At 67.8% G+C, this 25,751-nt stretch carries 26 protein-coding genes, 1 tRNA gene and 1 pseudogene; 17 read left to right on the top strand and 11 right to left on the bottom strand.

Annotation, left to right across the window (positions count from 1 at the left end):
- Positions 1-30 precede the first annotated feature (30 nt).
- A complete protein-coding gene (locus BGI51_RS13515) occupies positions 31-1,041 on the top strand; it encodes a hypothetical protein (RefSeq protein WP_187978659.1) in 1,011 nt (336 codons plus the stop codon).
- A 10-nt stretch (positions 1,042-1,051) separates the two neighbouring features.
- On the opposite strand, the gene BGI51_RS13510 is transcribed toward BGI51_RS13515, so the two are convergent.
- From BGI51_RS13510 to BGI51_RS13500, 3 genes are all read right to left on the bottom strand, one after another.
- Positions 1,052-1,147 (bottom strand) — tRNA-Sec (locus tag BGI51_RS13510).
- A gap of 9 nt (positions 1,148-1,156) precedes the next feature.
- On the bottom strand, positions 1,157-3,070 hold the full coding sequence (gene selB / locus BGI51_RS13505; RefSeq protein WP_187978658.1) for a selenocysteine-specific translation elongation factor: 1,914 nt from the start codon (positions 3,068-3,070) through the stop codon (positions 1,157-1,159).
- A gap of 89 nt (positions 3,071-3,159) precedes the next feature.
- The gene (locus BGI51_RS13500) at positions 3,160-4,047 is read right to left on the bottom strand and encodes a LysR family transcriptional regulator (RefSeq protein ID WP_187978657.1); all 888 of its coding nucleotides are present in this window, start codon (positions 4,045-4,047) and stop codon (positions 3,160-3,162) included.
- A gap of 110 nt (positions 4,048-4,157) precedes the next feature.
- On the opposite strand from BGI51_RS13500, the gene BGI51_RS13495 reads away from it, so the two are divergent.
- A complete protein-coding gene (locus BGI51_RS13495) occupies positions 4,158-5,144 on the top strand; it encodes an aldo/keto reductase (protein ID WP_187978656.1) in 987 nt (328 codons plus the stop codon).
- A 44-nt stretch (positions 5,145-5,188) separates the two neighbouring features.
- On the opposite strand, the gene BGI51_RS13490 is transcribed toward BGI51_RS13495, so the two are convergent.
- Entirely contained in the window at positions 5,189-5,497 is a 309-nt protein-coding gene (locus BGI51_RS13490; RefSeq protein WP_187978655.1) for a DUF2288 domain-containing protein, read from the bottom strand.
- A gap of 214 nt (positions 5,498-5,711) precedes the next feature.
- Between BGI51_RS13490 and BGI51_RS13485 the strand changes: the two genes are divergently transcribed.
- The 5 genes from BGI51_RS13485 to BGI51_RS13465 all read left to right on the top strand — a co-directional run bounded on the left by BGI51_RS13485 (position 5,712) and on the right by BGI51_RS13465 (position 10,601).
- A complete protein-coding gene (locus BGI51_RS13485) occupies positions 5,712-6,833 on the top strand; it encodes a branched-chain amino acid ABC transporter substrate-binding protein (protein ID WP_187978654.1) in 1,122 nt (373 codons plus the stop codon).
- 114 nt (positions 6,834-6,947) lie between these two features.
- Positions 6,948-7,871: a high-affinity branched-chain amino acid ABC transporter permease LivH gene (gene livH, locus BGI51_RS13480; RefSeq protein WP_007159571.1), complete on the top strand. Its 924-nt coding sequence runs from the start codon at positions 6,948-6,950 to the stop codon at positions 7,869-7,871.
- A complete protein-coding gene (locus BGI51_RS13475) occupies positions 7,868-9,124 on the top strand; it encodes a high-affinity branched-chain amino acid ABC transporter permease LivM (RefSeq protein WP_187978653.1) in 1,257 nt (418 codons plus the stop codon). The genes livH and BGI51_RS13475 overlap by 4 nt, the downstream gene beginning before the upstream one ends.
- Positions 9,121-9,888: a high-affinity branched-chain amino acid ABC transporter ATP-binding protein LivG gene (gene livG / locus BGI51_RS13470; protein WP_133859890.1), complete on the top strand. Its 768-nt coding sequence runs from the start codon at positions 9,121-9,123 to the stop codon at positions 9,886-9,888. Before BGI51_RS13475 ends, livG begins: the two co-directional genes overlap by 4 nt.
- 11 nt (positions 9,889-9,899) lie before the next feature.
- Positions 9,900-10,601, top strand: coding sequence for an ABC transporter ATP-binding protein (locus BGI51_RS13465; RefSeq protein WP_007159574.1), 702 nt, complete (start codon positions 9,900-9,902; stop codon positions 10,599-10,601).
- A gap of 586 nt (positions 10,602-11,187) precedes the next feature.
- Here BGI51_RS13465 and BGI51_RS13460 read toward each other — a convergent pair.
- Positions 11,188-12,099 carry a LysR family transcriptional regulator gene (locus tag BGI51_RS13460; protein WP_187978652.1) on the bottom strand — a complete coding sequence of 304 codons (912 nt, stop codon included), beginning with the start codon at positions 12,097-12,099 and terminating at the stop codon, positions 11,188-11,190.
- Between the two features lie 97 nt (positions 12,100-12,196).
- Between BGI51_RS13460 and BGI51_RS13455 the strand changes: the two genes are divergently transcribed.
- The 3 genes from BGI51_RS13455 to BGI51_RS13445 all read left to right on the top strand — a co-directional run bounded on the left by BGI51_RS13455 (position 12,197) and on the right by BGI51_RS13445 (position 16,277).
- Positions 12,197-12,796: a short chain dehydrogenase gene (locus BGI51_RS13455; RefSeq protein ID WP_187978651.1), complete on the top strand. Its 600-nt coding sequence runs from the start codon at positions 12,197-12,199 to the stop codon at positions 12,794-12,796.
- Positions 12,797-12,855: 59 nt separating this feature from the next.
- Positions 12,856-13,536, top strand: a complete 681-nt coding sequence (locus BGI51_RS13450; RefSeq protein WP_133859893.1) for a hypothetical protein — start codon at positions 12,856-12,858, stop codon at positions 13,534-13,536.
- A 176-nt stretch (positions 13,537-13,712) separates the two neighbouring features.
- Complete coding sequence (locus BGI51_RS13445) at positions 13,713-16,277, top strand: bifunctional diguanylate cyclase/phosphodiesterase (RefSeq protein ID WP_187978650.1); 2,565 nt, start codon at positions 13,713-13,715, stop codon at positions 16,275-16,277.
- A 19-nt stretch (positions 16,278-16,296) separates the two neighbouring features.
- Here the strand turns inward: BGI51_RS13445 and BGI51_RS13440 are convergent, their stop codons facing one another.
- Complete coding sequence (locus tag BGI51_RS13440) at positions 16,297-17,259, bottom strand: GlxA family transcriptional regulator (RefSeq protein WP_133859895.1); 963 nt, start codon at positions 17,257-17,259, stop codon at positions 16,297-16,299.
- Between the two features lie 284 nt (positions 17,260-17,543).
- Positions 17,544-19,501: pseudogene (gene acs, locus BGI51_RS13435) on the bottom strand (acetate--CoA ligase).
- 162 nt (positions 19,502-19,663) lie between these two features.
- Between acs and BGI51_RS13430 the strand changes: the two are divergent.
- On the top strand, positions 19,664-20,014 hold the full coding sequence (locus BGI51_RS13430) for a 4a-hydroxytetrahydrobiopterin dehydratase (RefSeq protein ID WP_187978649.1): 351 nt from the start codon (positions 19,664-19,666) through the stop codon (positions 20,012-20,014).
- A gap of 31 nt (positions 20,015-20,045) precedes the next feature.
- On the opposite strand, the gene BGI51_RS13425 is transcribed toward BGI51_RS13430, so the two are convergent.
- The gene (locus BGI51_RS13425; RefSeq protein WP_187978648.1) at positions 20,046-20,459 is read right to left on the bottom strand and encodes a VOC family protein; all 414 of its coding nucleotides are present in this window, start codon (positions 20,457-20,459) and stop codon (positions 20,046-20,048) included.
- Positions 20,460-20,582: 123 nt separating this feature from the next.
- Between BGI51_RS13425 and BGI51_RS13420 the strand changes: the two genes are divergently transcribed.
- Positions 20,583-20,807 (top strand): hypothetical protein, encoded by a 225-nt coding sequence (locus tag BGI51_RS13420; RefSeq protein ID WP_133859899.1) that lies wholly within the window; start codon positions 20,583-20,585, stop codon positions 20,805-20,807.
- Positions 20,808-20,809: 2 nt separating this feature from the next.
- Positions 20,810-21,262, top strand: a complete 453-nt coding sequence (locus BGI51_RS13415; protein ID WP_187978647.1) for a GNAT family N-acetyltransferase — start codon at positions 20,810-20,812, stop codon at positions 21,260-21,262.
- Here BGI51_RS13415 and BGI51_RS13410 read toward each other — a convergent pair.
- Positions 21,259-21,474, bottom strand: coding sequence for a DUF3820 family protein (locus BGI51_RS13410; RefSeq protein WP_158892131.1), 216 nt, complete (start codon positions 21,472-21,474; stop codon positions 21,259-21,261). The genes BGI51_RS13415 and BGI51_RS13410 overlap by 4 nt on opposite strands.
- 122 nt (positions 21,475-21,596) lie before the next feature.
- Here BGI51_RS13410 and BGI51_RS13405 point away from each other — a divergent pair, with 122 nt between their 5' ends.
- The gene (locus tag BGI51_RS13405; protein WP_187978646.1) at positions 21,597-22,403 is read left to right on the top strand and encodes an SDR family NAD(P)-dependent oxidoreductase; all 807 of its coding nucleotides are present in this window, start codon (positions 21,597-21,599) and stop codon (positions 22,401-22,403) included.
- A 92-nt stretch (positions 22,404-22,495) separates the two neighbouring features.
- Here BGI51_RS13405 and BGI51_RS13400 read toward each other — a convergent pair whose 3' ends face one another.
- A complete protein-coding gene (locus BGI51_RS13400; RefSeq protein ID WP_133859903.1) occupies positions 22,496-22,687 on the bottom strand; it encodes a hypothetical protein in 192 nt (63 codons plus the stop codon).
- Between the two features lie 249 nt (positions 22,688-22,936).
- Between BGI51_RS13400 and BGI51_RS13395 the strand changes: the two genes are divergently transcribed.
- From BGI51_RS13395 to BGI51_RS13385, 3 genes are all read left to right on the top strand, one after another.
- On the top strand, positions 22,937-23,212 hold the full coding sequence (locus BGI51_RS13395) for a BrnT family toxin (protein ID WP_133859904.1): 276 nt from the start codon (positions 22,937-22,939) through the stop codon (positions 23,210-23,212).
- The gene (locus BGI51_RS13390; RefSeq protein ID WP_133859905.1) at positions 23,190-23,462 is read left to right on the top strand and encodes a BrnA antitoxin family protein; all 273 of its coding nucleotides are present in this window, start codon (positions 23,190-23,192) and stop codon (positions 23,460-23,462) included. Before BGI51_RS13395 ends, BGI51_RS13390 begins: the two co-directional genes overlap by 23 nt.
- 273 nt (positions 23,463-23,735) lie before the next feature.
- Positions 23,736-24,440: an aspartate/glutamate racemase family protein gene (locus BGI51_RS13385; RefSeq protein ID WP_187978645.1), complete on the top strand. Its 705-nt coding sequence runs from the start codon at positions 23,736-23,738 to the stop codon at positions 24,438-24,440.
- Here the strand turns inward: BGI51_RS13385 and BGI51_RS13380 are convergent.
- Entirely contained in the window at positions 24,437-25,741 is a 1,305-nt protein-coding gene (locus BGI51_RS13380) for a leucine-rich repeat-containing protein kinase family protein (protein WP_187978644.1), read from the bottom strand. The two genes, BGI51_RS13385 and BGI51_RS13380, sit on opposite strands and share 4 nt — an antisense overlap.
- Positions 25,742-25,751: the final 10 nt, after the last annotated feature.

Raw genomic sequence — 25,751 nt, 5'->3', positions numbered from 1 at the left:
CCTCAGCACTGCAACGAAGAGGACAGCATCATGCCACTGCAACCCATACTCTTTGCCGGCGGTTCGGGCACGGTAGGCCGCCAGGCCGTCCACTGGTTCCGCCAGCGCCAGCCTGACTGGCCGCTGCTGGTCGGCGGCCGCAACCTCGCCACGGCCGAGGATGTCGCCCAGGCCGCCAGCCAGGCCCGGGCGGTGCGCCTGGATCTCGACCAGCCGGGGCTGGGACTGGACCCCGCGCTCACCCCGGCAGCCATGATCATGCTGGCACCGGATCAGGCCCTGCACGGCTTGCGCCTCGCCCAGCACCTGGGCATCCCCTATCTCAATGCCAACACCGGCGTCACCGAACTGGGGCCGGAGGTCGCCCAGTTCATGCACCGCCCCGCCGCCCATGCCCTGGTGCTGTCCAGCCACTGGGCCTCGGGCGCCGCCCTGGCGCTGGCACTCGATCTCGCCCGCCGCTTCACCCGGGTCGCGGCCATCGGTATAGAGGTCTTGCTGGATGAGGCGGACCCGGCCGGTCCCCTGGCCTGGGAGGACATGGAGCGGGTGCACAGCACGGCACCCGCTGCCCTGGCCTTCCATCATGGACGCCGCGCCTGGCTGAGCGGTGCCGACCTGCAGGGCAGCGTCACGGCGCTGGACGGTCGCACGCTGGCCGCCACGGCCTTCGGCTCCATCGATCTGCTCAGTCTCCGGGCCGCCACCGCCGCCCCGGAGCTCCGCTTCGACATCGCCATGGGCGAGTCCTCCAGCCGGCGGCGGGGCGCGGAAACAGCGGCCGAGATCGCGGTCAGGGTGAGCGGTGAAAGGGACGGCCAGACCACCGGCGCACGCGCCGTGCTGGAATTCAACCAGGGGCAGGCCTCGCTGACCGCCCTCGGGCTGGTGCTGTCGCTGGAGCGGGTGCTGGGCCTGGCGGGCGGTGAACCCCTGCCGGCGGGTCTCTATATGCCCGAACACCTCTGGGCGGCCGAGTGGTTTCTGCAGGAGTTGCAACGGGAGGGCGCGGTGATCCATCACCAGACGGATGGGCACTGACGGCGGGAAATGGCGGAAGGCAGTGGGAGTCGAACCCACCCGGGAACGGCTGCCGTCCCCAACCGGGTTTGAAGCCCGGCCACGCCACCGGGCGTGATTGCCTTCCTCTGTTGCGCTAGCCCTCGGCCGCGCGGGCCCAGGCGCTGTCCGGGCGGACCCGGCGCTCGTCGCCGAAGCGACGGGTGAAACCGATGCGATCCAGGCATTCGAGGATCTGGATGCTGCGCTTGCGACCGATGCCGAGGGCATCGCGAAAGGCCGCGGCGCGAATGATCCCCGCTTCGCGCTCCAGGCGCAATGCCTCGCCGGCCGCGGCTTCCAGACTCGCCTGGGGATAGAAGAGATCCCTGACCACCTGGGTCAGTTCCCCCAGCCGGGCCAGCTTGCGCAGCAGCAGCCGCACCTCGGCCTCGGGCTGATCCAGACTCCTGGCCAGATCACGAGTCCAGGGCGGATCGAAGCGTTGGGCCTCCAGCAGCGGCCAGAGGCGGGTCTTGAGCCCCTCCTCCGCCTCGGTGAGGCGAACCCGGTGATCGGGCAGGTGCAGCCAGGGACCGCTGCTCTGCAATCGCCCCTCGGCCAGGGCCGTCTCCAGCAGGGCCAAATAGACCGTCCGCTCCAGTTCCGGCGCGGCGATGCGGCGGAGGCGATCCCGATCGGGACCCAGCTCGTCGGGTTGTTCTTGGTGAAAGGTCGCCAGCGCCGCGCCCAGGCGCTCGAGCGCCGCCTGCCACAGCGCCGCCGCGAACAGCCGCGGGCCGACCCGCGTCTCCACCCTCAGGGTGTCGGCGGGCAATTGCCAGTCGCCTTCGGGGCGGTTGAACTGCCGCGCCAGCAGTCGCGGATCGAGACCGCCGTCGGCCTGGGCCAGGAGTTCGGGCAGCGCCTCCTCCAGACCGCCCCGACGCAGGGCCTGGAGTTGGGCCAGGCGCTGGGGCGTACGGCGATGGCGCGCCGGGGCGAAGGGATCGAGCAGCCGGGCGCCGCCCAGGGTGCGCTGGGCAGACTGGTCGCGCAGCACCAGGCGATCGCCATGCACCCCGTGCAGCGGCGCATTGAGCACCAGCTGCGCCAGGGTCGTGGCGCCCGGGGCGAGGCTGTCGCCTTCCAGCAGGGCGACGCGACCGGTGAGATCCTGGGCGCCTAGGTGCACGTGCACCGGCGTCCAGTGCGCCAGGTTGCGCGCCTCGCCGGGCAGCAGTCGTAGCTCCACGTCGATACGGGTGGTGGGCGCATGCAGCGCCTCGGCCACCAGCCAGTCACCGCGGGCGAGGCTGTCGGTGCTCAGCCGCTCACCGGCGAGATTGAGGGACACCCGCTGGCCGGCCTGGGCGGTTTCCGCCGCGCGGTTCTGGGCATGCAGCCCCCGCACCCGCAGGCGCTGGCCGCGCGGGGTGAGGATGAGTTCGTCGCCGACGGCCACCTGGCCGGCAAAGGCAGTACCGGTGACCACCACCCCGGCCCCGGCGACGCTGAACACCCGGTCCACCGCCAGGCGAAAGCTGCCGCGGGCGTTGCGCTGGCGCACCTGGCCCAGGGCCGCGAGCAAGGCGGCGCGCAATTCGGGGATGCCCACGCCGCTGGGGCTGGCCACCGGATACAGCGGCGCTCCGGCAAAGGGGCCGGCGGCCAGCAGCGCACTGACGTCCTGACGCACCTGGGCCAGTCGCTCGGCATCCACCCGATCGGCCTTGGTCAGGGCCACCAGCAGCCGGGGAATGCCGAGCAATTCGAGGATCGCCAGGTGCTCGCGGGTCTGCGGCATGACGCCGTCGTCGGCTGCCACCACCAGCAGGGCCAGATCCAGGCCGCTGGCGCCCGCCAGCATGTTGTGCACGAAGCGCTCGTGACCGGGGACGTCGATGAAACCGGTGAGACCGCCGTCGCCCAGATCGGCATAGACATAGCCCAGGTCGATGGTGATGCCGCGCGCCTGTTCCTCGCGGCGGCGGTCACCGGCGACCCCGGTGAGGGCCTGGATCAGGGCGGTCTTGCCATGGTCGATGTGACCGGCGGTGCCGATGATCATGGGCACGGTACCAGGCGGATGAACAGGGACGTCATGGCGGCTCCAGGCGGCGGACTGGCGCTCAGGGTAGCGGCGCCCCGCGCGATCGCCTAGCCGTGACGCTCGCGCAAGAAGGCCACGAAGGCCCGCAGCGGGGCCGGCAGCTGGCGGCGATCCGCATAGTAGAGCCGCGGACCGGGAAAGGACGTGGACCAGTCCGCCAGCACTTCCACCAGGCGACCGTCGGCCAGGGGCTCGGCCAGATAGTCGGCGAAGGAATAGATCAGGCCGACGCCGTCGAGGGCGGCCTGCAGCTCCAGGTCGAGCGCAGAGGCCAGCAGGCGACTGCCCGGCGTGACGTTGCTGACCTCGCTGCCGCGCTCGAAGCTCCACTGCGCCACCAGGCCGCTGGCGAAGCGATGCCCGATGCAGGAATGCCGGACCAGGTCGGCGGGGTGTGTTGGTACGCCGTGCCGTTCCAGGTAGGCAGGGGTTCCGGCCACGGCGAATCTCTGGGTGACTGGGCCCAGTCGCACGCTGATCATGTCCGCCTCCAGGTGCTCGTCGTAGCGCACCCCGGCATCGAAACCCGCGGCGAGCACGTCGATCAGCCGGTCCTCGGCCACCACCTCCAGGCGAATGCCCGGATGCCGGGCCAGGAAGGGGCCGATCAGCGGCGGCAGCAGCACGCGGGCGACGATGGTGGGCACATTGAGTCTCAGGCTCCCCACCGGACTCTCGCCCTCGGCATTGATGGCGTCCAGCGCGCCGCGCACCTCGCGCAGCGCGGGGGTGAGGCGCTCCAGCAGACGCTGGCCGGCCGCGGTGGGCGTCACGCTGCGGGTGGTGCGGTGCAGCAGCCGGACATCCAGTTCCCGCTCCAGCCGCCGCACCGCATCGCTCAGCGAAGACGCCGCCACACCGCGCACATAGGCGGCGCCACGAAAGCTGCGGGCCTCGGCCACGGCGGCGAAGGCCGCCAGGTCATCCAGATTCAAGGCGCCTCCATTGTACGGCTGAGCGAACAGGTCGTTGTGTCGAGACCGGATTATCGCACAGCGTCATCCTGGCTAGAGTGAAGCCTCATTCACCTGACGAGGAATCCCTCATGCAACAGCGTCGCTTGGGCCAGCAGGGCCCCCTAGTATCGAGCCTTGGTCTGGGCTGCATGGGCATGTCCGATCTCTATGGCAGCGCCGACCGTGGCGAGGCCATCGCCACGGTCCAGGCGGCCCTCGAACGCGGCGTCACCCTGTTCGACACCGGTGACTTCTATGGCATGGGCCACAACGAACTGCTCCTGGGCGAAGCCCTGCGCGGTCGACGCGACCAGGCGCTGATCAGCGTCAAGTTCGGCGCCCTGCGCGGTCCGGGCGGCGAGTGGCTGGGCTACGACACCCGGCCGGCGGCGATCAAGAATTTCGTCGCCTACAGCCTCAAGCGCCTGGGTGTGGACCACATCGACATCTATCGCCCGGCACGGCTGGATCGCCAGGTGCCCATCGAGGACACCATGGGCGCCCTCGCCGAGCTGGTGCAGGCCGGCTACATCCGCCATATCGGCCTTTCCGAGGTGGGCGCCCAGACCCTGCGGCGGGCCGCCGCGGTACATCCGGTCTGCGACCTGCAGATCGAGTATTCGCTGGTCTCGCGCGGCATCGAGGCGGAGATCCTGCCAACCTGCCGCGAACTGGGCATCGGCATCACCGCCTATGGCGTGCTCTCCCGTGGCCTGCTCAGCGGTCACTGGCGCCAACCCTCGGGCAGCGGCGACTTCCGCGCTCATAGTCCGCGCTTCCAGCCGGGCAACGTGGAGAAAAACCTGGCGCTGGTGGCAGGCCTCAAGCAGTTCGCCGAACACCGGGGCACCACCCCGGCCCGACTGGCGGTGGCCTGGGTCGCCGCCCAGGGCGACGACATCGTGCCGCTGGTCGGTGCCCGCCGCCGCGGTCAGCTCGACGAATCCCTCGGGGCGCTGGAGGTGACGCTGAGCGCTGCGGATCGCGCCGAACTGGAACGCCTGCTGCCACCGGACGCCGTGGCTGGCGATCGCTACGGCGAACACCAGCTGCGCGATCTCGACAGCGAACGCTGAGCCACCCCGTCAACAACGGCCCGCCTTGCGCGGGCCCTTGCGTTTCAGCGCTCGGCCGGACGCTCCTGCATCAGCACCCAGGGCGCCACCACCACCGCCCACAGGGGCACCTCGGGCGCTTCCAGCCGGCGCCTTGCGCGGTCTTCGTCGACCTTGGCCAGCTGGCCCTGCTGCAGCCACAGACCCACCCGGGCGGCCTCGTCCTGGGTCACGGCGATGGCCGCTTCGATCAGGTCCAGCTCGGGCGCCACTTCCAGCAGCACGCCCCGCGCAAAATGCGGTTGCAATTCTTCCCAGCCGATGGCGGCGGTCTGCCCGAGCAGGGTGGCGTAGCGCGTTGCGTGATCGGTCATGGTGCGGGCCTCGCGAAAAGGGCGGATTCTACCGTTGCCCTCCCCGCTTGCCGAGCGCCCGGACGCACGGGCCACAGATCCGACAAGTTGTCGTCGCCAGCTTTCCAAGACGAACAGACGGTGATTAAACTGCGCGGCGCGTCATAAAGAACAAAATCGGCACATTTTCGCTTCCAACTGCCTCATTAATAAAAGCATTCCGAGTGGAGCACTCATGAAAAAGGCAACTCTGCGTTTCTCCCGCCTGGTCGCGGCCCTGGCCCTGGCCGGCATGGCCAGCCACACCCTGGCAGCCGACACCCTGAAGATCGGTCTGGCCGGCCCCAAGACCGGTCCGGTCGCCCAGTACGGTGACATGGAGTTCATTGGTGCCCAGATGGCCATCGAGCAGATCAACAAGGCCGGCGGCGTCAAGGGCAAGCAGCTCGAAGGCGTGATCTACGACGACGCCTGCGATCCCAAGCAGGCCGTGGCGGTTGCCAACAAGATCGTCAACGATGGCGTTAAGTTCGTTGTCGGCCACCTCTGCTCCAGCTCCACCCAGCCCGCCTCAGACATCTATGAGGACGAAGGCATCCTGATGGTGACCCCGGCGGCCACCAGCCCCGACATCACCAGCCGTGGCTACAAGCTGATCTTCCGCACCATCGGCCTGGACAACATGCAGGGCCCGACCGCCGGCAAGTTCATCGTCGAGCACGTCAAGCCGAAGATCGTCGCGGTCATCCACGACAAGCAGCAGTACGGCGAAGGCATCGCCACCGCGGTCAAGCAGACCCTGGACAAGGCCGGCGTCAAGGTCGCCGTGTTCGAGGGCATCAACTCCGGCGACAAGGATTTCTCCTCGCTGATCGCCAAGCTCAAGCAGGCCAACGTCGACTTCGTCTACTACGGCGGCTACCACCCCGAGCTGGGCCTGATCCTGCGTCAGGCGGCCGAGAAGGGCCTGACCGCCAAGTTCATGGGTCCGGAAGGCGTGGGCAACAGCTCCATCTCCGCCATCGCCGGCAAGGCCTCCGAAGGCCTGCTGGTCACCCTGCCGCGCTCCTTCGACCAGGATCCCAAGAACCAGGCCTTGGTGCAGGCGTTCAAGGACAAGAAGCAGGATGCGAGCGGTCCCTTCGTGTTCCCCTCCTACGCCGCCGTGCAGGTCATCGCCGAAGGCATCGAGAAGGCGGGCGACGAGAAGCCCGAGGACGTGGCCAAGGCACTGCGCAGCAACACCTTCAACACCCCCACCGGTGAGTTGGCGTTCGACGAGAAAGGCGACCTGAAGAACTTCGAGTTCGTGGTCTACGAATGGCACGCCGACGGCACCAAGACTGAAGCCAAGTAAGCCCTGCCTGTAACACCGGAGCCCACCGCCAACGGCGGTGGGCTTCGTTTATCCGCCTCCATCCGAGGCCTGGGACCCGCACCAGAAGTGCACCAAGGTCCCCTGGAGACACCCATGCCCGAGTTCTACCACTACCTGCAACAGCTGGTGAACGGCCTCACGGTCGGCAGCACCTATGCGCTGATCGCCATCGGCTACACCATGGTCTACGGCATCATCGGCATGATCAACTTCGCCCATGGCGAGGTGTACATGATCGGCTCCTATGTGGCCTTCATCGCCATCGCCGGCCTGGCCATGCTGGGTATCCACAGCCTGCCCATCGTCATGCTCGCCGCCTTTGGCGCCAGCATCATCATCGCCAGTGCCTACGGCTACAGCATCGAACGCATCGCCTATCGCCCCCTGCGTGGCGGTAACCGGCTGATCCCGCTGATCTCGGCGATCGGCATGTCGATCTTCCTGCAGAACTGGGTGCTGCTGGCCCAGGATTCCAAGGACAAGTCGATCCCCAACCTGCTGCCGGGCAACTTCATCATCGGCACCGACGCCATGAACGGCGTGGTGATCTCCTATGTGCAGGTGCTGATCTTCATCGTCACCCTGCTCACCATGTTCGGCCTCACCTGGTTCATCTCCCGCTCCCGCCTGGGCCGCGCCTGCCGCGCCTGCGCCGAGGACATCAAGATGGCCAACCTGCTGGGCATCAACACCAACGGCATCATCGCCCTGACCTTCGTCATCGGCGCCACCCTCGCCGCCGTGGCCGCGGTGCTGCTGGGCATCCAGTACGGCGTGATCAATCCGAGTCTGGGTTTCCTGGCCGGTATCAAGGCCTTCACCGCCGCCGTGCTCGGCGGCATCGGCAGCATCCCCGGCGCCATGCTCGGCGGCCTGGTGCTGGGCGTGGCCGAGGCCTTTGGCGCCGACGTCTTCGGTGACCAGTACAAGGACGTGGTGGCCTTCAGTCTGCTGGTGCTGGTGCTGCTGTTCCGCCCCACCGGCATCCTCGGTCGCCCGGAGGTGGAAAAGGTATGAGTGCCCGTCTGCGAACCGCCTTCTTCAGCGCCCTGCTGGTGCTGGCCGTCGCCTATCCCATCCTCGGCCTCAAGCTGGAGACGGTAGGCGTCAACCTGGAAGTGCACGGCGCCCCGCCGCGCACCCTCTGGATCGTGGCCCTGGCTGCGGTACTGATGTTCGTCTGGCAACTGGTGCGTGACCCGCTCACCGCCGGCTGGCGCCGCAATGGCGGCCTGCAGCTGCCGGCCACCGGCCTGGGCACCAAGCTCACCGAACCCAAGACCCAGCGCTGGGTGATCCTCGGCCTGGTGCTGATCGCCCTGGTGTGGCCCTTCTACGGCTCGCGCGGCGCGGTGGACATCGCCACCCTGATCCTCATCTACGTGATGCTCGGCCTCGGCCTGAACATCGTGGTGGGGTTGGCCGGTCTGCTCGACCTGGGCTACGTCGGCTTCTATGCCGTCGGCGCCTACACCTACGCCATGCTCTCCCACTACTACGGCCTGGGCTTCTGGGTCTGCCTGCCGCTGGCGGGGCTGATGGCGGCGCTGTTCGGCTTCCTGCTCGGTTTCCCGGTGCTGCGCCTGCGCGGCGACTACCTGGCCATCGTCACCCTGGGCTTCGGCGAGATCATCCGCATCCTCTTGCGCAACCTCACCCAGTGGACCGGCGGCCCCAACGGCATCAGCGGCATCGAAAAACCGACCCTGTTCGGCCTGACCTTCGAACGCCGGGCGCCGGAGGGCATGACGCCCTTCCACGAGTATTTCGGCATCCCCTACAACTCCGAATACAAGGTGATCTTCCTCTATCTGATCGCCCTGCTGCTGGTGCTGCTGACCCTGTTCGTGATCAACCGCCTCCTGCGCATGCCCATCGGGCGCGCCTGGGAAGCCCTGCGCGAAGACGAGATCGCCTGCCGCGCCCTGGGTCTAAATCCCACGCTGATCAAGCTCTCGGCCTTTACCCTGGGCGCCTGCTTCGCCGGTTTCGCCGGCAGCTTCTTCGCCGCGCGCCAGGGCCTGGTGTCGCCGGAATCCTTCACCTTCATCGAATCGGCCATCATCCTGGCTATCGTGGTGCTGGGCGGCATGGGCTCCCAGCTCGGCGTGATCCTCGCGGCCATCGTGATGATCCTGCTGCCGGAGCTGATGCGCGAATTCAGCGAATACCGCATGTTGATGTTCGGCCTGCTGATGGTCGTGATGATGATCTGGCGTCCGCAAGGCCTGCTCCCGATGCAACGCCCGCACCTGGAGTTGCACAAATGAGCCAAGCCCTTCTCGATGTCTCCGGCCTATCCATGAGATTCGGCGGCCTGCTGGCCGTCAACGGCGTCAACATCCGCGTGGAACAGGGCCAGGTGGTCTCGCTGATCGGCCCCAATGGCGCCGGCAAGACCACGGTGTTCAACTGCCTGACCGGCTTCTACCGGCCCAGCGGCGGCGAGATCCTGCTCAATGGCGAAGCCATCCAGGGACTGCCCGGGCACAAGATCGCCCGCAAGGGCGTGGTGCGCACCTTCCAGAACGTCCGCCTGTTCAAGGAAATGACCGCGGTGGAGAACCTGCTGGTGGCCCAGCACCGCCACCTCAACACCGGCTTCCTGGCCGGGCTGTTCAAGACCCCGGCCTTTCGCAAGAGCGAAGCCGAGGCCATGGACTATGCGCGCTTCTGGCTGGAGCAGGTCAACCTCACCGAATTCGCCAACCGCAACGCCGGCAACCTCGCCTACGGCCAGCAGCGCCGCCTGGAAATCGCCCGCTGCATGATGACCCGCCCGCAGATCCTCATGCTCGACGAGCCGGCCGCCGGCCTCAACCCGCGCGAGACCGAGGACCTCAAGGCGCTCATCGCGCTGCTGCGCGCCGAGCACGGCGTGACCGTGCTCCTGATCGAGCACGACATGCACCTGGTGATGAGCATTTCCGACCACATCGTGGTGATCAACCAGGGCACCCCCCTGGCCGACGGGACGCCGGAGCAGATCCGCAACAACCCCGACGTGATCAAGGCCTACCTGGGCGAATCCTGATGGAGACCACCATGCTGCAGTTCGACAACGTCTCCACCTTCTACGGCAAGATCCAGGCGCTGCATGGCGTCAGCGTGCAGGTGAACCGGGGCGAGATCGTCACCCTGATCGGCGCCAACGGGGCCGGCAAGTCCACCCTGCTGATGACCCTCTGCGGTACCCCGCGGGCCCACGGCGGCAGCATCCGCTACGAAGGCGAGGAGCTGGTCGGCCAGGAAACCGCGCAGATCATGCGCAAGGGCATCGCGGTGGTGCCCGAGGGTCGCCGGGTATTCGCCCGTCTGACCGTGGAGGAGAACCTGGCCATGGGCGGCTTCTTCACCGACAAGCACGCCTACGACCGCCAGCTGGAGAAGGTCCTCGGCCTCTTCCCGCGCCTCAAGGAGCGCTATGCCCAGCGCGCCGGCACCATGTCCGGCGGCGAGCAGCAGATGCTCGCCATCGGCCGGGCGATGATGAGCGAGCCGCGCCTGCTGCTGCTCGACGAGCCGTCGCTGGGCCTGGCGCCCATCATCATCCAGCAGATCTTCGAGATCATCGAACAGCTGCGCCAGGATGGGGTGACGGTGTTCCTGGTCGAGCAGAACGCCAACCAGGCACTCAAACTGGCCGACCGCGGCTACGTGCTGGAGAACGGCCGCATCGTCATGCAGGACAGCGGCGCCGAGCTGCTGGCCAACCCGGACGTGCGCAAGGCCTATCTGGGCGGTTGAGTCACCCCGTCGCCGCCCCACATGCCTCGACCAACAGCACCGTAGCGTGGAAAGCGGCGCAGCCTTTTCCACCGGGGCTTCCTGGCGAAGGGTGCCCTCACCCCAGCCCTCTCCCGCAGGGAGAGGGGGCTATCCGTGCGCCACGTAGGTTGGGTTGAGACGGCTCCATCGTCGAAGCCCAACAGCACCGTAGCGTGGAAAACGGCGCAGCCTTTTCCACCGGGGCGTCCTGGCGAAGGGTGCCCTCACCCCAGCCCTCTCCCGCGGGGAGAGGGAGCTATCTGTGCGCCACGTAGGTTGGCTCCATCGTCGAAGCCCAACAGCACCGTAGCGTGGAAAACGGCGCAGCCTTTTCCACTGGGACTTCCTGGCGAAGAGTGCCCTCACCCCAGCCCTCTCCCGCAGGGAGAGGGGGCTATCTGTGCGCCACGTAAGTTGGCTCCACCGTCGAAGCCCAACAGCACCGTAGCGTGGAAAACGGCGCAGCCTTTTCCACCGGGGCTTCCTGGCGAAGAGTGCCCTCACCCAAGCCCTCTCCCGCGGGGAGAGGGAGCTATCCGCACCAGCGTTCAGCTCATCGGCTCCGCTACCCCAACGCCTCCAGGCGCTGCCGACTACGCTCGAACCAGTCGCTCAGGGCTTCCGCCACCACCCGTGTTCGCTTGGGCAGGCCACCCTGGTAGGGATGCACCAGAAACAGCGGCTGGCTGGGGGTGCGCCAGTCCCTGAGCAGCCAGACCAGGGCGCCACTGGCCAGCTCCTCGTGCACCATGAACGAGGGCAGCCGGGCGATACCCTGCCCGGCCAGGGCGGCCTGCTTGAGCAGGCTGTAGTGATTGCAGGCCAGGCTGGGGATTACCTGCACGCGGTCGAGTCGGTGCTCGCGGTGATAGAGCCAGACCTCTCCCTTGGCATAGTGGCTGTTGACCAGGCAGCGGTGGCCGAGCAGCTCCTCGGGCGCCTGGGGGACCTCGCGCCCGGCCAGATAGGCGGGTGCCGCGCAGGTCACCTCCTGCATGGCGAACAGCGGTCGCGCGACCAGACGTTCGTCCGGGTCCAGCCGGGCGCGAATCGCCAGGTCGAAACCCTCGGCCACCAGGTCGCGATAGCCGTTGTCCAGCACCAGGTCCAGCTGGATGGCGGGATGGGTGGCGCGACAGGCCAGCAGCACCTCGAAAAAGGTGTAGCCCAGGGACACCGGAACGGTCAGGCGTACCGGCCCGGCTGCCTCCTCCTGCAGGCGGGCCACGCTCTGCAGGGCCCGCTCGCGCTGGCGCACCAGGGCCTGCGCCTCGGGCAGCAGGGCGCGTCCGGCAGGGGTGGGATCGAGACGTCGGGTGGTACGGTGCAGCAGGCGGGTCTCCAGGCGCACCTCCAGCGCCCGGATGCGCTTCGACAATTGCCCCTTGCTGCAGCCCAGGCGCTCGGCGGCGCGGGTGAAGCTGCCGCTTTCACAGAGGATGGCGAAGGCGGCGAGATCGGCGAAATCGTCCTGCATCGTTTCCTCCGGGAAACACTGGATTGCCATTCAGGTGATTTATCAGGGCAATGCGCCATTCTAGGCTGGAGACTCCTTCCCTTCACGGAGTCGCCTCATGAAAATCATCCTCGTCGGTGCCAGCGGTACCCTGGGCAGCGCCATCGCCGAACGCCTGGGCAACCGCCACGAGCTGATCCGCGTTGGCCGCCAATCCGGCGATCTGCAGGTCGACATCACCCAAGCGGATTCCATCCGCGCCCTGTTCGCCCAGGTCGGGCGCTTCGACGCCCTGGTCAGCGCGGTGGGGTCGGTGACCTTCGCCCCCTTCACCGAGATGACGCCCGAGGCCTATCAGAAGGGCCTGCAGGACAAGCTGATGGGCCAGGTCAATCTGGTGCTGCTGGGCCAGACCCAGGCGGCCGAGGGTGCCTCCTTTACCCTGACCACCGGCATCCTCAGCGAACAGCCCATCGCTCAGGGCAGCTCGGCGGCCATGGTCAATGCCGCCCTGGAGGGCTTCGTCCGCGGCGCGGCCATCGAGCTGCCGCGGGGTCAGCGGATCAATGCCGTGAGTCCGACGGTGCTGGAGGAATCGCTGGGGCACTACGGCGATTTCTTCCGCGGCTTCAAGGCGGTATCGGGGGCCGAGGCTACCCTGGCCTACGAACGCAGCGTGGAAGGGCGGGAAACCGGCAAGACTTATCGCGTCTGGTAAGTCCTTGAGCTCGCGGCGCTGTCTGAGTAACGTGTGCCCACCTCAGTCGGAGTCCTGCGATGCCTGCGCCGCGTGCCATCTTTCCCCTTGCCCTGCTCGGCCTCCTCGGCGGCTGCAGCCTGTTCCAGAGCGACGACACCCCGCGTGCACCGGGCGGCGAGCGCCTGCAGGGCGATCTGCGCTGGAACGGTGACCAGCTGCTGTTCCGCCCCTGCCAGGAACAGCGCTTCTTCGACGTCACCGACGCCAACAACACCGCCATCCTGCGCGATGCCCATGAACTGGCCGCCGACAGCGGTGCCGCTTCGCTGTTCGCCGATCTGCGCGGCAAGCTCAAGTCCGGCGGTCGCGATGGCGCCCAGGGCGTGTTCGCCGTCACCGACGTCTACCGCGTGCAGTACAGCGGTCCGGGCTGCAGCGATCCCAACTTCAAGCGTACCGCCATGAATGCCGGTGGCCATGGACCGGACTGGAGCGTCCAGGTCAGCAACCAGGGCATGCTGGTCAGTACCGCCGGCCAACAGCGCCGCGCCCTGCCCTTCGTGCAGGAAGAATTGCCCGGCGGCATGCGCGCCCTGTCCACCGAGGCCAATGGCGAGAAGGTCGAGCTGTGGATCAATCCCCGGCGCTGCGTGGATGGCCGGACCGGCACCGTGCAGTCACTGCAGGCCGAATTGCGCATCAATGGCCAGACCTGGCAGGGCTGTGCCTTCTACGGTGGTGCCGGCAACCCCACCTAAGTCGGGCGTTCGCGCGATGCTTAGCGCGATCCCCTTGGCATCTTCCGCTTTACGTTTAGCGTCGTGCGCCCCCAGGGGCTAGTCTAGCGACGGCAAGGCTTCATCCGCTTCGCTTGGCCACCTCCGGGTCGCGCCGAGCGAAGCCACAGGAACGCTCATCCAGCCAGGGTCCAGGCATGCCAACATCTCCCGCGTCCCGCAGCGCCTTACCGCGTCGGCGGGGCCATACCGTCCTCCTGCGGCTGTTCCCGGCGCTCTGCGTACTGCTCCTCGGCCTTATCGGCCTGGGTTGCTATCTGCTGGTCGACAATGCCGTGCGCCAGGATGCCACCGTCGCCCAGCACACCGAACGCGCGATCGGTCGCACCTTTACCCGCCTCGACGAAGAGGTCGCCCGCAACCTGATCGACTACAGCAAATGGGACGAGGCCTATCGCCGCCTGCATCAGGAACTGGACCCCGACTGGGCCTACGACCAGGGCAACCTCGGCGAATCGCTGTACCGCGTCTATGGCTACGAAGGGGTGCTGGTATTCGACGGCCAGGACCGCCCCCGCTATCGCCTGCTCAATGGCCAACTGGCCGATCCCGCTACGCCCTGGCTGCAGGGCGACATCGCCGGCCTGCTGGCAGCGGCACGCAGCGCCGACGCCCGCGCCGGCAGCGTGTCCGGTGTGCTGACCGTGGCCGGGATGCCGGCGCTGGTGGCCGCCGCCGCCATCACCCCGGGCGATCATGCCGGCGTCCGCCCCCAGGAGGCGCCGGCCTCGGTACTGGTCTTCGTCAATGTGCTGAGTCCCGCCCGGCTGGCCGCCCTGAGCGAAGCCAACAACCTGCCGCCGCTGAGCATCACCACCGACCCGGCTGGCAGCCGTGCCAGCTGGCAACTGCCCGGCTCCGGCTATCAGCTGACCTGGCGCCCGCCGCGACCGGGATTGTGGCTGATGCAGCAGACCCTGCCGCTGTTCGGCGGTGGGGTGCTGATCCTGCTGCTGGGGCTGATCTGGCTGTTTCGCCAGGCGCTGCTGTCGATGCGCCAGCTGGATGCCCAGTACGATGACCTGCTGGCCAGTCGCAGCGAACTGGCCATCGGTGAGCGGCGCTTCCGCGACATCGCCGAGGCCACCTCGGACTGGCTGTGGGAGGTCGACTCCACCCTGCGCCTGGTCTATGTCTCGGATCGCTTCGCCGAAGTCACCGGGGAAGCCACCAACCGCTGGCTGGGGCGACCGCTCAACGAACTCCTGACGCCCCATGCCGACACCCTGGCGCACTGGCTCGCCGGCCAGGCGCACGACCGCAAGCCGCGGCCGCCGCTGGTCTGTCACTACCTGGACGGCAACGGCCGCGAACGCACCTGTCGGGTCGCCGCCCGGGCCATTCCCGAGGGTGGCTATCGCGGCACCGTCACCGACCTCACCGACGAGATCGAGGCCCTGGCCCAGGTCCAGCACCTGTCCTGGCACGATCCCCTGACCGGCCTGCCCAATCGCCATCGCCTGCACCAGTTTCTCGCCACCCACCTGGAAGGACCGGAGCCGCGGCCCCTGGCGCTGATCAGCCTGGACCTGGATAGATTCAAGACGGTCAACGACGCCCTCGGCCATGCCGCCGGCGATCAGGTCCTGCAGGAAGCGGCGCAGCGCCTGCGGCAGAACGTGACCGCCACCGACCTGGTGGCCCGCCTGGGCGGCGATGAATTCTGCGTGGTGCTCAGCGGCGATCGCGACCCGGGCGCCATCGCCGACCTCTGTCGACGGCTGGTGGAGCAGTTGCGCCAACCCTTCCGCCTCGGCCAGCAGCGGGTCTTCATCGGCAGCAGCCTGGGCGTGGCCCTGGCGCCGCGGGATACCGGCATCCCGGCGGAACTGCTGCGCCTGGCCGATATCGCCCTCTACCAGGCCAAGGCCGCTGGCCGCGGCACCTGGCGCTTCCACGAGCCAGCCATGAACGAGCAGGTGCTGCTGCGCCGGCACCTGGAGCAGGACCTGCGCCAGGCCCTGCGCGATGACCGCCTCAGCCTCTACTACCAGCCGCGGCGTTGCCTGACCGATGGCAGCCTGCGTGGCTTCGAGGCGCTGGTGCGCTGGGAGCATCCGACCCAGGGGCTGCTGGAGCCGCTGGACTTCCTGACCCTGGCCGAGGACGCCGGCCTCGGCCAGCGCCTGGGACGCTGGGTGCTGGAGACCGCCTGCCACGATGCCCAGGGCTGGCCGGAACGACTTTCGGTGTCGGTCAATCTGTCGCCGCAGCAATTCCACGCCAACGAAGATCCGGTGCAGACCGTGGCCGAGGCGCTCTACCAGAGCGGCCTGGCGGCCTCGCGCCTGGAGCTGGAACTCACCGAACGCACCCTGCTGGATCCGGCCGCCGACGTGGCCAACACCCTGGGCGCGCTCAAGGGCCTGGGCGTACGCCTGTGCCTGGACGACTTCGGTTCCGGCCTCTGCTCCCTGGCCTATCTGCGCCGCTATCCGCTGGACGGCATCCGCCTGGATCGCAGCCTCATCGCCCGCCACCATCAGGCGCCGGAAGACAGCGCCCTGGTGCGGGCCATGATCGATCTCGGCCGCTCGCTGGGACTAAGGGTGACCCTCAAGGGGGTGGAAGACGCCGAGCACCTGCGCCAGCTGCAGCACCTGCCGGCGGACGAGATCCAGGGCTTCCATTGCGGCGCGCCCCTGCCGGCCGACCAGCTGGGCGCCTGGCTGGACGAACTGGCGACCGAGTCGCTGAGCTGAATCGGCAGGGGCTCGGCGCCTAGCGCTCGGCCACCATGCTGCCCTCGCCCGCCGCGCCACGCCGCTGGTTGCGGTCGTCGCGGGGGGTGACGCCAAAGAAGTTGCGATAGGCGCTGGAGAAATGCGGTCCCGACGAGAAGCCGCAGGACAGGCCGATCTGGATGATCGACTTGCTGGTCTGGGTGAGCATCTTGCGCGCCCGGTTCAGCCGCAACTCCAGGTAGTACTGGCTGGGTACACGGGCCAGGTATTGCTTGAAGATCCGCTCCAGCTGCCGGCGGGAGACGCAGACGTGTTGGGCGATCTCGTCGGTGGTGAGGGGCTCTTCGATGTTGGCCTCCATCAGCATCACCGCCTGGGTCAGCTTGGGATGACTCGACCCCAGGCGATTCTTCAGCGGAATGCGCTGTCGCTCGCTGCCTTCGCGCAGCCGCTCGACGATCAGCTCCTCGGCGATGGTGCCGGCCTGCTCGGCGTCGCGGTCACGGCCGATCATGGCCAGCAGCAGATCGAGGATGGCCAGGCCGCCACAGGCGGTCAGGCGATCGCGGTCCCACTCGTAGAGGTGGTGGGTGGCGATGACCTTGGGAAATTGCTCGCTGAATTCCTCCAGCCAGCGCCAATGCACGGCGGCGCGATGACCGTCGAGCAGCCCGAGCTGGGCGAGGATGTGCACGCCAGCGGAAAAACCGCCCATCACCACACCGGCCCGGGCGGTCTGGCGCAGGGCCGCGACCAGCGGTGGCGGCAGCGGCGGCGAGGGTTCGTCGGCCAGCACGAAGAGCCGATCCAGGCGTTCCAGCTGCCCTTCCCAGTGGCCACCCGGCAGTCGCGGCTGCAACTCGCTGCCGGCCTGCAGAAAGCGCACCTCGTAGGGCGTATCGCTCGAATGGCGCGAGGCGAGTTCCAGCGCTTCCTCGACCAGGCCCACGGTCAGCGGACGAACGTCGGGCCACAGCAGAAAGGCGATGCGGATGGTCATCTAACGTCTGGCTTCCTGTCGAGAGCGGCGGGGGCGACCGATCCGGGGCCCGCGCGCCATGAAACCCTTGTGGGGTGGCACGCATGGTACGCCGGAGCGCTGCCCCTGTCCCGGCCTTTGCCCCGGGTAGCGGACCGGAGTGCCCTGCGGCCCGCCGGCTGGCGCGATTCTAGCGCCAGCGCAACGGCGGCGGCTTCTACCCTGGCGACACGTCCTTACAGGACCGCCAAAAAAGAAACCGCCCGCTACCTGGACGATAGCGGGCGGTCGCTGAGGCAGCCGGATCAGGCGACGGCCTGGCTCATCTGCTGATGGGTCCCGACCAGATGCTGCACCACGCCCGGGTCGGCCAGGGTGGAGATGTCGCCGAGCGAGTCGTATTCGCCCACGGCGATCTTGCGCAGGATCCGCCGCATGATCTTGCCGGAGCGGGTCTTGGGCAGACCCGGCGCCCACTGGATCACATCGGGGGTGGCGATGGGGCCGATTTCCTTGCGCACCCACTGCTTGAGCTCCTGGCGCAGGGCTTCGTTGCCCTCCTCGCCCTGGTTGAGGGTGACGTAGACATAGATGCCCTGGCCCTTGAGGTCGTGGGGCATGCCCACCACCGCGGCCTCGGCCACCTTGGGATGGGCCACCAGGGCGCTCTCGATCTCGGCGGTGCCCATGCGGTGGCCGGAGACGTTGAGCACGTCGTCGACGCGACCGGTGATCCAGTAGTAGCCGTCCTCGTCGCGGCGGGCACCGTCACCGGTGAAGTACATGCCCTTGAAGGTCTTGAAGTAGGTGTCGACGAAGCGGTCGTGGTCGCCATAGATGGAGCGCGACTGGCCCGGCCAGGAATCGAGGATCACCAGGTTGCCTTCCACGGCGCCGTCGAGCAGGTTGCCCTCGTTGTCCACCAGCGCCGGCTGGATGCCGAAGAAGGGACGGGTCGCCGAACCGGGCTTCTGGCCGATGGCGCCCGGCAGCGGGCTGATGAGGATGCCGCCGGTCTCGGTCTGCCACCAGGTGTCGACGATGGGGCAGCGCTCCTGGCCCACGGTCTTGTAGTACCAGTGCCAGGCCTCGGGGTTGATGGGCTCGCCCACCGAACCGAGCAGGCGCAGGCTGCTGCCGTCGACGCCGCGCATGGCCGCATCGCCCTGGGCCATCATGGCGCGGATGGCGGTGGGGGCGGTGTAGAGGACGTTGACCTGGTGCTTGTCCACCACCTGGCCCATGCGGGTGACGTCCGGGTAGTTGGGCACGCCCTCGAACAGCAGGGTGGTGGCGCCGTTGGCCAGGGGGCCGTAGACGATGTAGCTGTGGCCGGTGATCCAGCCGACGTCGGCGGTGCACCAGTAGACCTCGCCGGGGCGATAGTCGAAGACCCGCTCGTGGGTCAGGGCGGCATAGGTCAGGTAGCCGCCGGTGGTGTGCAGGATGCCCTTGGGCTTGCCGGTGGAACCGGAGGTATAGAGGATGAACAGCGGCGCCTCGGCGGACATCTCCTTGGGCTCGCAATGTTCCGGCGCCACCGAGGTGATGTCCTCGTACCAGACGTCGCGGTGGCGGTGCCAGGCGATGTCGGCGCCGGTGCGCTTGCAGACGATCACCTTGCGCACCGAATAGGTGGCCGGATTGGTCAGGGCCTCGTCGACGTTGGCCTTGAGCGGGATCTTGCGACCGCCGCGCACGCCTTCGTCGGCGGTGATGACCAGCTTGGACTGGCAGTCGCTGATGCGGCCGGCCAGGGATTCGGGGAGAAGCCGCCGAACACCACCGAGTGCACCGCGCCGATGCGGGCGCAGGCCAGCATGGCCACCACGGCCTCGGGAATCATCGGCATGTAAATGGTCACCACGTCGCCGCGGTGGATGTCCTGGCCGCGCAGGGCGTTGGCCAACTGGCAGACCTCGCGATGCAGTTCGCGGTAGGTGATGTGGCGGCTGTCGGCCGGATCGTCGCCTTCCCAGATGATGGCGGTCTGGTCGCCGCGGGTTTCCAGGTGGCGATCCAGGCAATTGTAGGAGGCGTTCAGGGTGCCATCGGCGAACCACTGGATGTCGACGCGATGATCGTCGAAGGAGGTCTGCTTGACCCGGCTGAAGGGCTTGATCCAATCCAGGCGCTGGGCCTGCTCGCGCCAGAAGCCATCGGGGTTGAGGATGGACTGCTGGTACAGCCGGCGATAGGTGACTTCATCGGTCAGGGTCCGGGAAGCGACTTCCGCGCGGACCGGGTAGAAGGCGGCACTCATGGGACGATCTCCTCGGCGGGAAACTGTTGTTCTTGTTGCCTTCCGTTGTACGGCGCGCACCGGTTTCGGACCATTCGACCATGGTCGGACGGGGCGCCGGGAGCTGACCGGCGGGTCTGTTACCCTTGCCCTTTCGTGACTTTCTTTCCCAAGGAGCGCCCCATGGCCGATCTCGCCCACTCTCATTGCGTCCCCTGCCGCTCCAGCGAGCCGGCCCTGAGCGCGGCCGCCAGCAGCGAATTGCTCAAGGCCGTCCCCGGCTGGACGCTGGTGGAACGCGAGGGGATTGCGCGGCTGGAACGCCGCTATGCCTTCGGCAACTTCCTCGAGGCCCTGGACTTCACCAACCGCGTCGGCCGCGAGGCCCAGGACGAGGACCATCACCCGGCCCTGCTCACCGAATGGGGCGCGGTGACGGTGAGCTGGTGGACGCACAACATCGGCGGCCTGCACCGCAACGACTTCATCATGGCCGCCCGTACCGACGCAGTCGCCCTGGCGGCCAACGTCTGACCATCGGATCGCCGGATCGCCGGACCACACGCTAGTCGCAGGCGGCGGCCAATCCCTCGGCGTGGACGAAACACAGCTTGTTGCCCTCCGGGTCCCGGCAATAGGCGGCATAGAAGTCCGGTCCGTAGCCCGCTCGGATGCCCGGCGCACCCTCGTCGCTGCCGCCCAGTTGCAGGGCGCGATGCCAGGCCCCCTCCACGGCCGCGGGACTAGGCGCGGCAAAGCTCACCTGGACGCCATTGCCCCAGGAGGCCGGCAGGCCGTTGAACGGCAGCTGCACATAGAATTGCGGCCACTCCCGCCCCGGCCGCTGCCAGCCACACCCGGGCGGGCCACCGTCGTCTTCCGCCGGCATGCGCACCAGCCCGAGTTCGTGCAAGACGCTGTCGTAGAATTCGATCAGGCGCTCCAGATCGCGCGCACCTAGCTGTACATGGCTGAACATGGACGCTCTCCCGCTGCAGGGGTCATCAAGCCACGTTAGACCAGTCCGTCGCGCCTGCCTATCGGCTCGACAAGCCCGGCGCGGACGGTTAGCGTGGCGGCCTTCGCCTCTGACGATATGCCCATGAATCTGCGCAACCTCCCCCGCCTGACCAAGATCGGCCTGGTCTTCTTCATCCTTGGCCTGCTGGGCGTGGCCTTCTCCCTCTATGGCCTCTACCAGGGTCCGCGTCCCACCGAACCCGGTGCCATGCGCAGCCTGCTGTTCGCAGCGGGATTGCAGCTGACCGGCTACGTGCTGCTCAACCGCAACCGCTTCCGCATGCTGTCCGGCCGCCGCAAGGACTGACCATGACCCTCCAGTGGAGCTGCCGCGCCGCGCCAGCGCTGACCACCGCCGAGCTCTATGCCGCCCTGGTGCTGCGCGCCCGGGTGTTCGTGGTGGAGCAGCAGTGCATCTATCCCGACGCCGATGGCCTGGATCTGGCAGCGGATGTCTGGCACCTGTTCGGCTGGCGGGACGACCAGTTGCACGCCTACCTGCGCCTGCTCGGGGCAGTACGCGAGGACGTGGTGATCGGCCGGGTGATCGTCGCCCCCGAGGGCCGCGGCAGCGGGCTGGGGCACCTGCTGCTGGGGGAAGCCCTGCGCGTCTGCGCCGAGCGCTGGCCCGGGCGCTCGCTGTTTCTCTCCGCCCAGGCTCATCTGCAGGCCTACTATGGCCGCTATGGCTTCACGCCCTGCTCAGCGGTGTACGACGAGGACGGGATTCCCCATATCGACATGCGTCGCCTGGCGGACTAGCGCCGGCGGCGCAGCGGATCGAGCAGCGGCTTGAGGCCGTTGTGGTCGATCTCCTGCATCAGCGCCAATAACCGGCCCAGCTCGCCAGGTGGAAAGCCGCTGCGGGCGAACCAGTTGAGGTAGTGGCCCGGCAGGTCGGCCAGCAGGCGGCCGGCGTACTTGCCATAGGGCATGGTCCAGGTCACCAGGGCGTCCAGATCCGCGGGTTGCATCGCTTGTCTCCTCTACACGGCCTGGCGATTATGCCATGCCGTCAGGGGTCAACCGTCGGCCGCGGGGAGCACCAGCTCTCCGCGACGATCCCAGCTACACCAGGTCTGCAGAGGATTTCAGCATGAGCAATGTTACCCGGCCACTGGCCGCCGTTACCGGTGCCTCCAGCGGCATCGGCTTCGAACTGGCCAAGCAGCTGGCCCGCCATGGCCATGATCTGCTGCTGGTTTCCCGCGGCGACGGCCTTGACGCCGCCGAGCGTGAATTGCGCGCCCTGGGAGTCAAGGTCTGGAGTCATGCGGCTGACCTGCGCACCGCCGTGGGCGTGGAAGAGACCTATAGATTCCTGCGCCGCCAGGGGCGGCCGCTGGACGTCGTGGTACTCAACGCCGGGGTCGGCCTGGGCGGCGCCTTCGTCGGCCAGACGCGGCTGGAAGACGAGATGGCGCTGATCCAGCTCAATGTCATGTCCACCGTGCACCTGGCCAAGCTAGTGTTGCCGGAGATGGTCGCCGCCGGCCGTGGCCGGGTGCTCTTCACGTCGTCCATCTCGGCCACGGCGCCGATTCCCTTCGAGGCCGTCTACGGTGCTTCCAAGGCCTTCATCAACTCCTTCGCCTTCGCCCTGCGCAACGAACTCAAGGACAGTGGCGTGACCCTCACGGTACTCATGCCCGGCCAGACCGACACCAACTTCTTCCACCGCGCCGGCGAAGACGACACCAGCGTCGGCGCCGGGCCCAAGAACGATCCGGTGCAGGTGGCCGCCCAAGGCTACGCCGCGCTGATGCAGGGCCTCGACCATGTCTATGGCGGCGGCCCCGAAGTCCAGCACGAGGGCGAGGTGCTCAATCGGGTGGAAAGCGAGGCGCAGAAGGCCGAGCGCCATCGCGCCTGGTCGGAGCCGGGGTCGGCGGAAAAGGACTAGCGGCCCTTGCGCCGGGGCGCTGGCAGGCGCAGGTGGCGACGTCAGGCGAGGCGTCATGACCAAGACCCTGCCTGACGTCCGGCTGGCCGCCTCTAGTTGACCGGCGTGGCTCCGGGCGTACCGCACTTGGCGAACTTGCCCTTGGCATCCTTGCATTGCGCGGCCTTGGTCTTGGTGGTGTCGCATTTGACGAACTTGCCGTGGGCATCCCGGCAGGGTGCCGCCTGGACGCTGGCGGCTGCGAAGAGGGTCAGGGCTACCGCGGCGAACAGAGCTTTGAGCATGACGATCACCTCCAAGGGCCGGGAGTGGCCTCTCGAAGCGTAGCTTGCGCACGTGGGGTGTGCCACGGGCACTGATGACATAAGGGCTCGTATCCAAGCGCTGGAGCGGACGATGTCAGCCATGTTCGACGGCTATCGAGGCCACCTCCTCCAGGCTCGTCGACGTTAGCGGCAGACCGCCTCACCTACCGTGGGATCCGCTGTACAAGGACGTCTTGCCGGCCTCAATTAATGTACATACAATAAATCATGGACATAAGCTTCGATCCGGCCAAGAACATCGCCAACATCGCCGCTCGTGGACTGAGCTTCGAAGGGGTTGCCAACTTCGACTTCGAAACGGCGCTGATCTGGGTCGATGACCGGAGGATCTATCCGGAAGTACGGTATTCGGCCCTGGGCCTGATTGCGCGCCGGGTGCACGCCGTGGTGTTCACCGAAACCGCCACTGGCATCCGGGTCATCAGCTTCCGCAAGGCAAACAATCGCGAGGTAAAACGCTATGAGCAAGCCACTCAATCCTGAATTGATCGACGTGGAAAACCCGGAGTGGACCGACGAAAAAGTCGAGCAATCGGTGCGCATCGGTGCATTGCCGGTGACCTTGCAAGCCAAGCTGCGTCGTGGCCGCCCCCAAGCCAGCGTCACCAAGGAGCGCATCACCATTCGGCTTTCCCCGCACGTTGTCGACGCCTTCCGCGCGACGGGTTCAGGCTGGCAGACCCGCATGGATGCCGCGCTCAAGGATTGGCTGAAAACACATTCGCCATCCTGAGCGCGCGCCACCTTGCCATGACCCTGGGCGTTCATCTTCTGCCTGGACGAACCAGGAGTCGGGCGCTCCCTATCTGCTTTTCCTGACCTGCCGTTCAAGGCCTCGGGTCAGCATCCGCCACAGCTCCATCGGGAAACCACCCGCCGATCCCCTCGACTTTTTTGCGGCTTACCAGGCCGCTCACTGTACTGCTCGATCTCCGGCCTACTGATCCTCACGCACCGCTTAAACAGACGCCAAGATGCCCGTTCGCCAATCACTATGAGAACGACCATGCGCACCCTGGGCCTGCTGGGCGGCATGAGCTGGGAAAGCTCGGCGCACTACTATCGCATCCTCAACGAAGAGGTCCGGCGCCGGCTGGGCGGCAGTCATTCGGCGGCCTGCCTGCTGCTGTCGGTGGATTTCGCCGAGATCGCCGCGCTGCAGCATGCCGGCGACTGGACGGCGCTGGGTCAGCGCTTGCAGGACCATGCGCGGCAACTGGCCGCCGGTGGTGCCGAGGCGCTGGTGCTCTGTACCAACACCATGCACTGCCTGGCGGCGGAGATCGAGGCGGCCACGACCTTGCCGCTGCTGCACATCGCCGACCCCACGGGTGCGGCGATCCGCGCCCGGGGCCTGCGGACCGTCGGCCTGCTGGGCACCGCCTTCACCATGGAGCAGGCTTTCTATCGCGAGCGGCTGACCGAGCGCTTCGGCCTGGAAGTGGTGGTGCCTGACGCGGCCGCGCGCCAGATCGTGCACCGCATCATCTATGACGAGCTGGTACGTGGCGAGGTGCGCCCCGAATCGCGGGCAGCCTATCGCGCGATCATCGCCGAGCTGGTCGCCCAGGGCGCCGAGGGCATCGTGCTCGGCTGCACCGAGATCATGCTGCTGGTGGACCAGGGCGACAGCGCGGTGCCGCTGTTCGACACCACGCGACTGCACGCCCTGGCCGCCGTGGACTGGGCGCTGGACGAGACCCAGGGCTAGCCGTGCAGCCGCTGCGCCACCTCGGCCAGCAGCGGACGCGCATCGAGCGTGGGCTGCTGGCACTGCGCGGCCAGGGCCGCCAGCGCCGGATCCACGGGCTCGCTGCAACGCGTCAGCCACTCCTCCAGCAGGATACCGAAGGCGCGACTTTCGAAGCGTTGCAGCCGCGCGGCCTGCGTCCGGTCCTCGGGCAGCAGCGAGGCGCCGCCGAAGTCGCCCAGCAGGCAGCGCGCGCCACCGTCCCAGAGGATGTTGTGGGCATAGAAGTCGCCGTGGACCAGGCCATGCCCGTGCAGGTGCGCCAGGGCGCTGGCCATGCCGCCCGCCATGCTGCGCACGGCGCGGGCGGTGAAGCGGGTGTCTTCCGGATAGACGTCACGGCTGCAGGTGGTGAAGCTCGGCGGACCGGCCAGGTTGCCGAAGGCCGGCTCCACCAGCTCCAGCACCAGGCCACTGCGCTGCTCGGGATGCTCGGCCAGATCACCGAGGGCGCCGATCAGCCAGGGATGGGTGCCGGCACTGAGGCTGGCGGCGCTTTCGCTTTCCGGGGTTCCATCGCTGGTCATGCTGCCCTTGAACAGCTTGACGGCGACCTCGCGCGGCCCCGTGGGCGACTGCCAGCGCGCCTGATGGATGATGCCGGAGGCGCCCTCCCCCAGCCGCTCGCCCAGCACCAGGTCGCTCCAGGCGATGCGTTGTTGCCGCGCCGCCTGGGTGCGCACCGCGCGCTCGCGCTCGGCCCCCAGGGGATTGTCGCCATAGGCCAGCCAGGTCAGCCGCGGCAGATCGAGGATGGCCGGGGGCAGCGCCGCGAAGCGATTCGCCGACAGCCGCAGCAGTTCCAGCTGGTGCAGGTCGGCCATGGACGGCGGCAGGCTCTGCAACTGGTTGCCGGCCAGCATCAGTTTCTGCAAGGCGGGGCGCTCACCCAGGGCGGCGGGTAGCTCGGCGATGCGGTTGTCGGTGAGGATCAGCCAGCGCAGGCGCGGCGGCAGGGCCGCAGCGCTCACCCGCTCCAGCTGGCAGGCCTTGAAGCCGATCATTTCCAGCCTGGGTAGCGTGCCGAGCACCTCGGGCAATTCGGTGAAGGGATTGCCCGAGCAGAAGAGAATGCGTAAGCGGTGCAGCCGGCCCAGGTCGGCGGGCAGGCGGGTCAGCCGATTGCCCGACAGGTCGAGGATTTCCAGGCTGTCGGCCAGGCTGAAGATCTCTTCGGGGAATTCGGTCAGGTCGGCACGCAGGGTCAGGCGCGTGGCCCCGGCCAGTTCGCCGGCGCGCAGCCGGGCAAGGGTATCCGTCATGGGAAAGCGA

The organism is Pseudomonas oryzihabitans, assembly GCF_014522265.1.
Classification (GTDB): Bacteria; Pseudomonadota; Gammaproteobacteria; order Pseudomonadales; family Pseudomonadaceae; genus Chryseomonas; species Chryseomonas aestiva.
This window is presented reverse-complemented; position numbering and strand designations above follow the sequence as displayed.